Origin of the sequence: Acinetobacter sp. BIGb0102 (assembly GCF_003815055.1) — a bacterium.
Taxonomy (GTDB): Bacteria; Pseudomonadota; Gammaproteobacteria; order Pseudomonadales; family Moraxellaceae; genus Acinetobacter; species Acinetobacter vivianii.
In genome coordinates, this window is record NZ_RKQE01000001.1 from 21,025 (window position 1) to 32,960 (window position 11,936).

Consider the following 11,936-nt stretch of genomic DNA (forward strand, 5'->3'; position numbering starts at 1 on the left):
TTAAATCGTAGAAATCAATTCATTGTAGCTGTTTTTTTCTTGAGCTGTCATTGATTTAATGAAAGATGGACGGCTAAAGATACGATGACAATACAAGAAAATCGGTCGGCAATGCTGTGCTGGTAATTCGATCCCCATACTTTTCAGGCGCAAGAAGATCGGGGCCAGCATACAGTCTAGAATCGAGAAGGTTTCCGACATGAAAAATGGAAAATGTTGAAACAGGGGGGTCAGTGAAATCAAGGTATCTCTGAGTTCTTTTTGTGCTTTTTGTTTTTGTTTCAGATCGAGGCTGTCGGCATGTCTAAGCATGTGATCTGCCAGTTTGAACCAGTCCTGCTCAAAGCGCCAGATATATTGACGTTGTTCTGCTCTGGCCATCGGCGCATCGGCATAGAGTTTATTCTGGCGATAACGATCATCCAGATATTCAGCAATGACATTGGCTGAAAATAGCTTCAGATTTTGTTCAATCAACATCGGGAGCTGATTGTAGGGATTGAGGTCTGCTAAATCCTCATCTTCATGGTCTGTGATAATGAGCTGATATTTGATTTGTTTTTCAGCAAGCAAAAAACGAATCCAGTGTGAGCGGAAATCATCTGCATGACTATAAAGCGTAATGCCTTGGACAGGGCTTGGGGGATTTTCTAAAGACATAAATCCAAAAAATTCTGATTGACTGTTTAGAATACTAAAATTAACGTTGGAAAGCACTTAAACATTAATAATATGAGCCTTACAGAATAGATTTATTATTCAATAAGTTCAATGAGAGAAAATAGAATGAAGCGAGATTACCTGATTGTATTGTGTGGTGCGTTGTTACTAGGTGGTTGTGCTGGTTCACCTCAGGGAGTGGGACAGAGCAATATCTCTTCAGTAGAGAGTGAAGCGGCGGCCGATGCTGTGATTGCTGCTGGAGCTGATGATGATAGTGGGCAACAATATGGTGGCATCAAAAAACAGTATGTGGTTAAAGCTTGTCAGGTGACTATTTATAATGATGGGCCGATCCAGATGGTGCATGAAAAAACGGGACAACCTTGTAATGCACCGATTCCGAAAGATCATCAATTTTCCAAGAGTACTCGAAGCTATCAGGAAAATGGCTGTACGATCACGGAATTCTCTTCTGCCGACGGCACAGGTGATGCAGTCATGGATTGTTCTAAAAAGAAGTAATAAATTAGGGCAATAAAAAAACCTCGGAAAATCCGAGGTTTTTTGTCCAATTCGTAAAACGATTAACGTTTAGAGAATTGAGGACGTTTACGAGCTTTACGTAAACCAAGTTTCTTACGTTCAACTTCACGAGCGTCACGAGTAACGAAACCAGCTTGACGAAGAGCAGGTTTTAAGTTTTCGTCAGCAGCGATCAATGCACGAGTAATACCGTGACGGATAGCGCCAGCTTGACCACCGATACCACCACCTTTAACAGTGATGTAAAGGTCAAATTTTTCAGTAACTTCTAAAAGCTCTAAAGGCTGACGTACAACCATACGAGCAGTTTCACGACCGAAATATTGCTCTAAAGTACGATTGTTGATTACGAGTTTGCCTGTACCAGCTGATAAGAAAACACGTGCAGTTGCGGTCTTACGGCGACCTGTACCATAATTAGTAGCCATGTGCTGTATCCCTTAGATGTCCAAAACTTGTGGCTGTTGAGCAGTATGAGGATGCTCGCTACCAGCGTACACTTTCATTTTTTTGATCATTGCATAACCAAGAGGACCTTTTGGCAACATACCTTTAACAGCTTTTTCTAAAACAGCTTCAGGTTTGTGAGCAATTAACTTCTCGAAGTTAGTCTCACGGATACCACCAGGGAAACCAGTATGGCGATAGTATTTCTTATCAAGTGATTTGTTACCAGTCACTTGAACTTGTTCAGCATTGATCACAACGATGTAGTCACCAGTGTCAACGTGAGGAGTATAAGAAGTTTTGTGCTTACCGCGTAAACGACGAGCGATTTCAGTCGCAAGGCGACCTAAAGTTTTGCCAGAAGCATCAACAACATACCAGTCGTGTTGAACTTCAGCTGGCTTAGCGCTGAGAGTTTTCATTTAAACCACTACCTATTATAGTTGGTTTGGACGGTGGAATCTGTCCAAACAAAAGGAGACCGAATTCTACATGAGTTTATATCTACGCACAAGAAAAATTCACTAGAGAAGCCATAAATTGCTGTAATGTGACTGAATTGAGAACTAATCAGCGCTGAGTTGAATTGCCTATTATTTATCTTGAGAGCGGGTGGGATTTAACCTATCATTTTTATACCAATCATTTGAAATAAATAGAAGTATTTACCTCTTCTCTCGGGGAATTTGATGAAGTTGTCGCTTTCTACAAAAATTGTTGTAGTTACATTATTAGTGGGCATTTGTTCTACACAAACCAATGCACGACGACTATATAAATGGGTAGACCAAACCAGTGTCACCAATTACTCCGAGTTCCAACCCAAAGAAGGTACTAGCCGTAAACTTGAAGTTCTGGAAAGTCGTGGCAATGACCATGTCGATCCTGCAATGGCGGTTACTGCGGAAATGAAAGCGATTGAAATTCCTGTTGATCAAATGAATTTGCAAGGCGCTTCAAGTGTTGTGGGTTCAACTCCAACGGCTCAATTACAACAACCCACCACCCAAACGATCGTGAAACAAGGTGCAATTGCTGCGCCTTATACCCGACCTGCGAATGCCGTTGCTACAACTACAGGGGCAGAGAAAAAAGAACCTCAGCTTCAGCAAACTGTGCAAGCTTTAGAAAAGAAAGAGAGTGTAAGCAATCCTTCTATTGAGAAGGCTGTGAGTCCAGTCATCGTGAGCGAGAAAAAAGATGAAGTGGCTTTGGTGCAACCCGAGAAGAAAGTACAACCTAAAGTGAATCCTTGGACACGAAAGGTTGAGTTTGTCCCATCGAATCTGGTGCCACAGAATTTAACCAAAGCTTCGGCACCTTAAACTTAAATTATAAAAATGTAGAGCTATACTGCTTTTAGATTTTCGTTACACTAGAACAGAATCAAAAGATTGGCGGTATGTATGCTTCCTTTATATGTCACTTCAGGTGAACCTGCAGGCATTGGTCCTGATATTTGTCTCAGTCTGGCAGAGCGTGTAGATGAGCGACCGATTGTTATCCTTGCTAATCTACAGATGTTACAGCAGCGCGCTAACGTGTTGGGTATGGATGTTGAACTGATTGCTTATCAGGGACAAGCAGAATCCAGTTTGAAGGGGCAACTCTTTGTTGAACATGTACCATTGGCACAACCAGTGGCTTTAGGGCAGTTAGATCCTGCCAATGCGGCTTATGTGCTAGAACAATTACGCCGTTCAGCCGATTATGCAATGTCTGGACAAAGTGTGGGTGTGGCAACAGCGCCTGTACAAAAGTCCATTATCAATGAGGCAGGCATCGCGTTTAGTGGACATACAGAATACTACCAAGAGTTTGCTGGTGTTGATCGTGTGGTGATGATGCTGGCAACGAAAACGCTACGGGTGGCTTTAGCAACGACACATTTACCCCTACGCGATGTTCCCGCTGCCATTACCACCGAACGTTTGCATCAAGTGATTGATATTCTGATCCATGATTTAAGAACAAAATTTAAAATTGCGGCTCCGCGTATTCTGGTGTGTGGTTTAAATCCGCATGCTGGTGAAGACGGATATTTAGGCCGCGAAGAAATTGATGTGATCAATCCTGTGTTGGAAGGTTATCGCGCGCAGGGTGTCAATATGAGTCTGAGTCTGCCTGCAGACACATTATTTACGCCTGAAAATCTGAAAGATGCAGATGCTGTTTTAGCGATGTATCACGATCAGGGCTTACCTGTGTTAAAATCACAGGGCTTTGGTGAAGCAGTAAACATTACATTAGGCTTGCCATTTATTCGAACCTCTGTCGATCATGGTACAGCACTCTCTCTTGCAGGCACTGGACAGGCAAAAGCATCGAGCTTGCATGTTGCAGTGGATTTAGCACTTGATTTAGCTCGTCAGTGATTAACGAGTAAATTATTCACGTTGGAATTATTATGTATCAAATTAATGCCCTAAACCCTAAAGATGAAGGGCATCAGGCTCGAAAACGTTTTGGTCAAAACTTTTTACATGATCAACGTGTGATTGCCAAAATTGTACGCTCAGTGAATCCTCGTGCGGGCGAAAACATTGTTGAAATCGGTCCAGGTTTGGCCGCATTAACTTCGCCTTTGATCGGTGAATGTGATGCGTTGACAGTGGTGGAGCTCGACCGTGATCTTGCAGCTGGCTTACCAGGTCGCGTGCCACATCCTGAGCGTTTGACCATTGTTGAAGCTGATGCTTTGAAATATGACTTTACCCAACTATTTCAGGAAGGCCGTCCACTACGTGTAGTGGGGAATTTACCTTATAACATTTCAACACCACTATTGTTCCATCTCTTGGAGTTTGGCGACAAAGTGAAAGACATGCACTTCATGCTGCAAAAAGAAGTAGTGGACCGTATTACCGCAACGCCAAATACCAAAGAGTATGGTCGTCTGTCGGTCATGATTCAGTATTACTGCAAACCAACTTTCTTATTTGAAGTACCGCCGGGATCATTTAACCCACCGCCAAAAGTGACGTCAGCAGTTTTCCGTTTAGAGCCATACGAAACCAAACCTATCGTGGCAAAAAATGAGAAAGCGTTAGCGCGTTTGGTGGGACATGTATTTACTCAACGCCGTAAAACCTTGCGCAATAGCTTAAAAGGCATGTTGGTAGAAGATGGCTTTGAAAAAGCGGGTGTTGATCCAATGGCGCGTCCAGAAACCTTAAGTCTGGCAGATTTTGTGGCTCTTTCTGATCAGATGGTGGCTTGATGTCTAAGCGCTATAACTACGTCATTGGTGATGTGCAAGGCTGTTTCGAAGCACTGAAAGCTTTGCTTAAAGAAATTCGCTTTGATCCAGACCAAGACTTTTTATGGTTTGCTGGGGATCTCGTGGCACGTGGTGAAAACTCGGTGGGTGCATTACGCTTTATTAAAAAGCTGGCCGACCGTGGGGCAGCCGCAACCGTATTGGGTAATCATGATCTGACCTTGATTGCCTGTGCGCGTGGCTTTAAAAAGGCTAAAGAAAAAGATCATACGCAAGAAGTGATTGATGCGATTGATGGCGATGAGCTGATTGACTGGTTGCGTAAACAGCCTTTAAGTTTGTCTCCTAATGAACAGACCTTAATTACGCATGCGGGTGTGCCCTGTATCTGGAGCGCTGAAAAAACAGTTGCTCTGGCGCAAGAAGTGCAACAGGTTGTTGCGCATGAAGACCTCTCTGTACTAGATGGATTTCTGGCAGAAATGTATGGTTCTCAACCTGATCTTTGGTCAGATGCGCTGACAGGCATGGCACGATTGCGTTGCATCACCAATTATCTGACCCGTATGCGCTTAACCGATGCAGAAGGGCGTTTGGAATTTGAATTTAAAGATGCGCTCGATGCGCCGATGCCAGCAGGTTTTCAACCATGGTTTGAGTTTGAAAGTCAGGCAGCACAAACACATCAGCTGATTTTTGGACATTGGGCTGCTTTGCAGGGCAAGACTATTAATGCTCAAATTCAGAATGTAGATGGCGGCTGTGTCTGGGGGCAACAATTGGTAGCTTTCCGTTTGGAAGATCAGCAGATTTTTGCAGTAGATAATCCGTTGGCTTGAATAAGTGCAGTGTGAGTTTGATCTAAATATTTTTATCTAGAGTCTGTTGGGAAAAAATTATCTTAACGGAGTCTTGATAAACTCTCATCGGATTACAGAATCAGCTACTACGTCTTGCACTTCAGTTGAAATATATTTCAACTTCGTTCAGGCTCGCCCTACCTTACGAAACGTTGTTTCTCATTTTGGGAAAAGTAGGCAAAACCTGAGGGGCGAATAGCAAAGATTAATAATCTTTGCCGTACCGTAAGATGAAAGCTATGCTTGAGTCTTAAACTACGAACTTCGTTTATCTTGCGCTAAGTCAAAGCTTAATTGCTTTGGCTCGCGCAGGTTGCTGATGACCTTTCCGAGTATCATGTTTCTAATCAAACTTAGGTTAAGTATTTACTGTGTTGTGTGCAATACCCAGTTTCAGACTGGGCATTTTTTATTTTTAGGCTGTCAAAAAACTGTCATACACTGATCATTAAAGTGTCAAAAAATGCTTTTAAGCTGAAAGCATGAAAATAACGACACAAATGGATGGCGATATGCAGAGTACATACGCGACATCTCTATTAAAGCAAGAGTTTCCTGAAAATTTTAAATTTTACTTTAAAAGGAAACAACTCAAAAATAAACAAGATGAATTGTCTGAACTTCAAGATTTAGTTCGTCCTCGTCTCAGAATTGCAATTGTGACTGAAACCTGGCCCCCAGAAATTAATGGTGTGGCTTTATCAATGATGCAATTGTGTCAGGGTTTACAGCGCCTTGGACATAAAATTTTACTGGTACGACCAACACAAAAAGCAGTATGTACCGAATTCCACCCAGATCAGGAATGTCTGGTGATGTCACAGCCGATTCCTAAATATCCAAGCGTACAATTCGGATGGCCGCAATATCTCAAGGTTTCAAAAGCCTTTGAAAAATTTATGCCTGATGTAGTGCATATCGTCACAGAAGGGCCATTGGGACTAACCGCTTTGCAGGCCGCAAAATCACGAAAGGTTGCTGTTTCCAGTGGCTTCCATTCAGCCTTTCATGATTTTAGCCGTTTCTTTGATCTGGCTTTTCTGGTCAAGCCGATTCAGCGTTACTTAACATGGTTTCATAACAGTACCGATGTGACCTGCGTACCCAGCCAATATACAGAGCAGGCCTTACGCGGTTTTGGCGTAACGTGTCCTTTGGTGGTGGTGGGTCGTGGTGTGGATACGGAAAAGTTTTCACCGAAACACCGTTCAGAGCAGCTGCGCCAACAATGGGGCGCTGATGCTGATACCCGTGTCATGCTATATGTTGGACGCTTATCACCTGAAAAAGAAGTCGATGTGTTGGTAAAAAGCTTCCATGCTTTACAGGCACGACAAGGTAAAAACATTAAATTCGTGATTGTTGGAGAAGGGCCAGATCAGACACGTCTGAGCAAGATGGCGCAATCCAGTGATGTTATCTTTATGGGAAGCTTGAGTGGAAAGGAACTTTCGGCGGCTTATGCCAGTGCCGATGTGTTTACCTTTGCTAGTCAGGCCGATACGTTTGGGAACGTCGTTTTAGAAGCCATTGCTAGTGGCCTACCTGTAGTTGCCTATGACTATGTCTGTGCGCATCAACATGTGAGACATGAAGTGACAGGCTGGCTGAGCCAGCTTGGAGAGACGACTGATTTTATTCAATCGATTTGTCATTTACCTGCGCTGCCACAGTTGAGACAAATGGGATTGCTTGCTAGCGAAAGCGTACAACAAAGCAGTTGGCAGTTTCCGGTACAACAATTAGAACACGCATTTTATCAGGTCGTGAGGAGTCTCCCATGACGACGACCTAAATCCTGAAGAGGAGAAAAAGTATGAAATTTCAAAATGCAAAAATAAAAATGCTGGATCTCGATTTAAAAGGGTGTGTCTACCTGAATCATCTTTCACAGTCGCAACGTGTCGCTTTATTTTTTAAGACGATCAGTCGTTTGGGCGATGGGCCATTTTGGTATGTCATGTTGTTGTCGGTATGGGTGATGCACGGTTTGGCATACGGTGTGCAGATCTTGTATTTGATTGGGGCAGGGTCAGTGGGAACCTTGATTTATAAATTTTTAAAAAATAAAACCACGCGTCCAAGACCTTATCAGGTACATCAGGTGATCATCTTGGGAGAGCGACCACTGGATCATTTTAGCTTTCCCTCTGGTCATACCTTACATGCTGTCATGGTGACCATCACATTGGGCTATATTGAGCCATTGTTATTGATCCTGATGTTACCGTTTACGATCTTGGTCGCATTGTCCCGTATGATTCTGGGACTACACTATCCAAGCGATGTCATTGTGGGGGCAGTGATTGGGGCATCGGTTGCAAGTGCAATCATTTTGCTGGCACCGAGCTTTAATCTCATTTTGTAACGCATTATATAAGTGTTTTAGCGACAATTTAGCACTTCAACACTATCTCTTAAATCTGGTGTTTTGTTAAAGTACGCTCAATCACATACTTTTATTCAGGTTGTTATATGGGCTTACGCTGGACAGATACGATTGATATTGCGATTGAACTCACTGAAGCGCATCCAGAAGTCGATCCACAGTGGATTCGATTTACGGATCTACATGCATGGGTGTGTGCTTTACCAGACTTTAGTGATGATCCTACTAAATCAACTGAAGGTTTGCTTGAAGCCATTCAAATGGCTTGGCTGGATGAAGTTCGTTAGAAATTCGTCAGAAATCGCTGAACTTTTGCATATTCAAGCTGATTATTAGCGATGACATCGGTATAATGCGGCAAATTTTTTTAGTTTAAACCATAATAGGAGTCAATCATGGCGATTGAACGTACTTTATCTATCGTAAAACCAGATGCAGTTTCTAAAAACCACATCGGCGACATCTTTGCTCGTTTCGAAAAATCAGGTTTGAAAATCGTTGCAACTAAAATGAAACACCTTTCTCAAGCTGATGCTGAAGGTTTCTATGCAGAGCACAAAGAACGTGGTTTCTTTGCTGACCTTGTTGCATTCATGACTTCTGGTCCAGTTGTTGTTTCAGTTCTTGAAGGCGAAAACGCAGTTCTTGCTCACCGTGATATCTTGGGCGCGACTAACCCTAAAGAAGCTGCTCCAGGCACAATCCGCGCTGACTTCGCTGTAAGCATCGACGAAAACGCTGCTCACGGTTCTGACTCAGTTGCTTCTGCTGAGCGCGAAATCGCTTACTTCTTTGCTGATAACGAGATTTGCCCACGCACTCGTTAATCCAAAGTATTCGAGCCAGATAAGTGGTATACTACTTATCTGGTTTTTTATTTTTTATAGATTGTATTGTGTAAATAATGCACAGTATTTTTTAGCGCTGATATTGTTTAGGTAAATATACATGAGTTCTGCAGTGGTCGTTTCATCAGAAAATTTAGATGAAAAACAACAGTCTGTTCCTATGCCTGTCGTTCAAGCTGCCGATAATAAAGTAAATTTACTTGGCATGTCTCGAGCTGAACTGGAAAAATTCTTTGAAGATCTGGGCGAAAAAAAGTTTCGCGCGGGTCAGGTCATGAAATGGATTCATCAATATTTTGTGACAGATTTTGCCGAGATGACCAATATCTCGGGAAAATTACGTGAAAAATTAGAAAAAATTTGTGAAATTAAAGCGCCTGAAGTGGTGCATCGTAACTATTCCAAAGATGGTACCCGTAAGTGGGTATTCCGTGTCGGTGATGGTGATGGTTCGCTGGTTGAAACCGTATTGATTCCAGCAGATGATAAAACTGGCGCGCGTAAAACCTTGTGTATTTCTTCACAAGTGGGTTGTGCACTGGATTGCTCATTCTGTTCTACCGGTAAGCAAGGTTTCCAGCGTGACTTAACTCCAGCGGAAATTATTGGTCAGTTGTGGATGGCGAACTACTCCTACATGGAAGATGTTCCTGTTGCAGAGCGTGAACGTACCGTGACCAATGTGGTTATGATGGGTATGGGCGAACCTTTACTCAATTATGATGCTGTTCTAAGTTCTATGCAGTTGATGCTTGATGATTTTGCTTATGGCATGTCTAAGCGCCGTGTGACCTTATCGACTTCTGGTGTTGTTCCGAAGATTGATCAACTGGCGCAGGATATTGATGTTGCATTGGCAATTTCACTGCATGCACCAAATGATGAACTGCGTAATGAATTGGTGCCGATCAATAAAAAATATCCGTTACAGCAACTGATTGCGGCTTGCCAGCGTTATTTGGGCAAAGATGGCAATGAAAGCTCTCGTCGCCATGTCACGATTGAATATGTGATGCTTGAAGGGGTCAATGACCAACCTGAGCATGCACAGCAATTGTTAAAATTATTGAAAAACTTACCAAGTAAAATCAACCTGATTCCATTTAATCCGTTCCCGCACGCACCATATGGTCGTTCGAGCCGTAACCGTATTATTTCGTTCCAAAAAACTTTGTCGGATGCCGGATTTGTGTGTACGATTCGTCAGACACGTGGTGATGATATCGATGCGGCGTGTGGACAATTGGTAGGACAGGTTGCTGACCGTACTCGTCGTGCTGAACAGTGGAAAAAGAAAGTGGCGCAACGACAAGAAATATTGCGCACACAAGGATAAAACTTGGGGAAAAAGCGTTGAATACAACTCGATCAAAAACGATTATAGCGACAGCTGTTGTGTTTACTTTACTGGGCTTAACAGCTTGCCAGACGCCATCTACAACATTAAAAAAAGATCCGGAAAAAGCGGTGCAGGTTCGTACACAACTTGCGGCAGAATATATTCGTACACGTGATCTGGATTCAGCCAAGCGTTCGCTTGATCAGGCGTTAAAACTGAATTCCCGAGATGCCAACGCCAATATGATGATGGGCATCTTGCTGCAACAAGAAGGTAGTGCAGCAAATATGGAAAAAGCGGAGTCTTATTTTAAGCGCGCTATTTCTACCGAACCAGATAACGCTCAGGCTCGTAATAATTACGGTACATATTTGTACCAGCAGCAACGCTATAATGAAGCCATTGAGCAATTTACCCGTGCGGGCGCAACCCTAGGTTATGATCAGCGTTTTCAGTCGCTGGAAAACCTGGGGCGAATCTATTTAAAACTTGGCGATGTTGCGAATGCTGAAAAATCATTCAAACAGGCGCTACAAGCGAATCGAAACGCAACAATTTCAATGTTAGAGTTGGCGGAAATTTTCTATTTGCAACAAAATAATAGAGATGCATCGCAACTATACGAACAATATGTTCGTAATGTAGGTCAGAAAAACCAAGGTGCCCGTGCGCTTTGGATTGGTTTACGCATTGCTCGCGCAAATGCGGATCAGTTAGGAATGCAAGTGTTAGTCAATCAGTTACGCGCTTTATTTCCTGATAGTCCAGAATATCAACGTTATTTGCAATTACAGTACAGTACTGAGGCCGTATGGAAATAAATCCAAATTCACATCAGCCAACTGGCTCAACCTCGCCATCGTCTGCGTTAGGAAATATTCAACGACCTGGTGAGTATTTGCGTCAAATTCGTATTGCACAAAAGAAAGAAATTGAAGAGATTGCAAACGTATTGAACATGCCTGTCAAAACCTTGACGGCATTAGAGCAAGATGATTATAAGTCATTGCCAGAAGCGACTTTTATCAAAGGTTATTATCGTGCTTATGCAAAGCATTTAAATGCGGATGCAAGCGCGATTATTCAGCGTTTTGATGAAATTTATGTTAATGATACAGGTCTTAAAGCCAGCCATGCCCTGAATAATTCTCCGATTAAAATCATGGGGAAATTATCAGGTTCGAAAAGCGTACGTAACCGCAAATGGTTAAAACGCATTGCGATTGTGGCGGCTATTGCATTATTGGCATGGTTAGCAGTCGTGGCTGTACAGAATTGGACATCAAGCCATAAGGATGATGCGGATGTACCAAAGATTAAAAACTCTGAAGTTGAAATTCTGCCAATGAGCGGAAATACAACAGCAGCAACATCTGGTGACCAATTAGTCCTGAACTTTAACCGTCCAACCTCTGTGCATATTGTGGACGCAACAGGTAAAGTATTGGCAACAGGTCGTCAGGCATCGACATTGAATTTGAGTGGTCAGTCTCCATTCCAGATTCGTTTGGATGATGCGACCGCTGTATCTCTGGTGCTAAATCAGGAACAAATTTCGTTGTCTCCATATACCGTCAATGGAAAAGCAGAATTCCGTTTGTCTCGTTAATGACAAAGAGTAGAGCTA

At 42.8% G+C, this 11,936-nt stretch carries 15 protein-coding genes; 12 read left to right on the plus strand and 3 right to left on the minus strand.

The genetic code is table 11. The features are described from left to right. Positions 1 to 660 (minus strand): glutathione S-transferase N-terminal domain-containing protein, encoded by a 660-nt coding sequence (locus tag EC846_RS00115; RefSeq protein ID WP_004775645.1) that lies wholly within the window; start codon positions 658 to 660, stop codon positions 1 to 3. Between the two features lie 126 nt (positions 661 to 786). Between EC846_RS00115 and EC846_RS00120 the strand changes: the two genes are divergently transcribed. After that, positions 787 to 1,185 carry a hypothetical protein gene (locus EC846_RS00120; RefSeq protein WP_123773721.1) on the plus strand — a complete coding sequence of 133 codons (399 nt, stop codon included), beginning with the start codon at positions 787 to 789 and terminating at the stop codon, positions 1,183 to 1,185. 62 nt (positions 1,186 to 1,247) lie between these two features. On the opposite strand, the gene rpsI is transcribed toward EC846_RS00120, so the two are convergent. Both rpsI and rplM read right to left on the minus strand, forming a co-directional pair. Continuing rightward, entirely contained in the window at positions 1,248 to 1,634 is a 387-nt protein-coding gene (rpsI, locus tag EC846_RS00125; RefSeq protein ID WP_004775642.1) for a 30S ribosomal protein S9, read from the minus strand. A 12-nt stretch (positions 1,635 to 1,646) separates the two neighbouring features. Then, positions 1,647 to 2,075, minus strand: coding sequence for a 50S ribosomal protein L13 (gene rplM / locus EC846_RS00130; RefSeq protein WP_005226762.1), 429 nt, complete (start codon positions 2,073 to 2,075; stop codon positions 1,647 to 1,649). Positions 2,076 to 2,342: 267 nt separating this feature from the next. Between rplM and EC846_RS00135 the strand changes: the two genes are divergently transcribed. The 11 genes from EC846_RS00135 to EC846_RS00185 all read left to right on the plus strand — a co-directional run bounded on the left by EC846_RS00135 (position 2,343) and on the right by EC846_RS00185 (position 11,918). Beyond that, positions 2,343 to 2,978 carry a hypothetical protein gene (locus tag EC846_RS00135; protein ID WP_123773722.1) on the plus strand — a complete coding sequence of 212 codons (636 nt, stop codon included), beginning with the start codon at positions 2,343 to 2,345 and terminating at the stop codon, positions 2,976 to 2,978. 81 nt (positions 2,979 to 3,059) lie between these two features. After that, positions 3,060 to 4,028: a 4-hydroxythreonine-4-phosphate dehydrogenase PdxA gene (pdxA, locus tag EC846_RS00140; protein ID WP_123773723.1), complete on the plus strand. Its 969-nt coding sequence runs from the start codon at positions 3,060 to 3,062 to the stop codon at positions 4,026 to 4,028. A gap of 32 nt (positions 4,029 to 4,060) precedes the next feature. Next, on the plus strand, positions 4,061 to 4,873 hold the full coding sequence (gene rsmA / locus EC846_RS00145) for a 16S rRNA (adenine(1518)-N(6)/adenine(1519)-N(6))-dimethyltransferase RsmA (RefSeq protein WP_004775636.1): 813 nt from the start codon (positions 4,061 to 4,063) through the stop codon (positions 4,871 to 4,873). Next, entirely contained in the window at positions 4,873 to 5,712 is an 840-nt protein-coding gene (locus tag EC846_RS00150; protein ID WP_123773724.1) for a symmetrical bis(5'-nucleosyl)-tetraphosphatase, read from the plus strand. Before rsmA ends, EC846_RS00150 begins: the two co-directional genes overlap by 1 nt. A gap of 533 nt (positions 5,713 to 6,245) precedes the next feature. After that, a complete protein-coding gene (locus EC846_RS00155; RefSeq protein WP_047429493.1) occupies positions 6,246 to 7,517 on the plus strand; it encodes a glycosyltransferase family 4 protein in 1,272 nt (423 codons plus the stop codon). A 32-nt stretch (positions 7,518 to 7,549) separates the two neighbouring features. Beyond that, a complete protein-coding gene (locus EC846_RS00160) occupies positions 7,550 to 8,101 on the plus strand; it encodes a phosphatase PAP2 family protein (protein ID WP_004775631.1) in 552 nt (183 codons plus the stop codon). Between the two features lie 107 nt (positions 8,102 to 8,208). Further along, a complete protein-coding gene (iscX, locus tag EC846_RS00165) occupies positions 8,209 to 8,409 on the plus strand; it encodes a Fe-S cluster assembly protein IscX (protein ID WP_004775630.1) in 201 nt (66 codons plus the stop codon). 108 nt (positions 8,410 to 8,517) lie between these two features. Beyond that, positions 8,518 to 8,949 (plus strand): nucleoside-diphosphate kinase, encoded by a 432-nt coding sequence (gene ndk, locus EC846_RS00170; protein ID WP_004775629.1) that lies wholly within the window; start codon positions 8,518 to 8,520, stop codon positions 8,947 to 8,949. Between the two features lie 121 nt (positions 8,950 to 9,070). Next, positions 9,071 to 10,306 (plus strand): 23S rRNA (adenine(2503)-C(2))-methyltransferase RlmN, encoded by a 1,236-nt coding sequence (rlmN, locus tag EC846_RS00175; protein ID WP_123773725.1) that lies wholly within the window; start codon positions 9,071 to 9,073, stop codon positions 10,304 to 10,306. A 17-nt stretch (positions 10,307 to 10,323) separates the two neighbouring features. Continuing rightward, positions 10,324 to 11,130, plus strand: a complete 807-nt coding sequence (pilW, locus tag EC846_RS00180; protein ID WP_004775625.1) for a type IV pilus biogenesis/stability protein PilW — start codon at positions 10,324 to 10,326, stop codon at positions 11,128 to 11,130. Beyond that, complete coding sequence (locus tag EC846_RS00185) at positions 11,121 to 11,918, plus strand: helix-turn-helix domain-containing protein (protein WP_062846167.1); 798 nt, start codon at positions 11,121 to 11,123, stop codon at positions 11,916 to 11,918. Before pilW ends, EC846_RS00185 begins: the two co-directional genes overlap by 10 nt. The last annotated feature ends 18 nt before the right edge of the window (positions 11,919 to 11,936 follow it).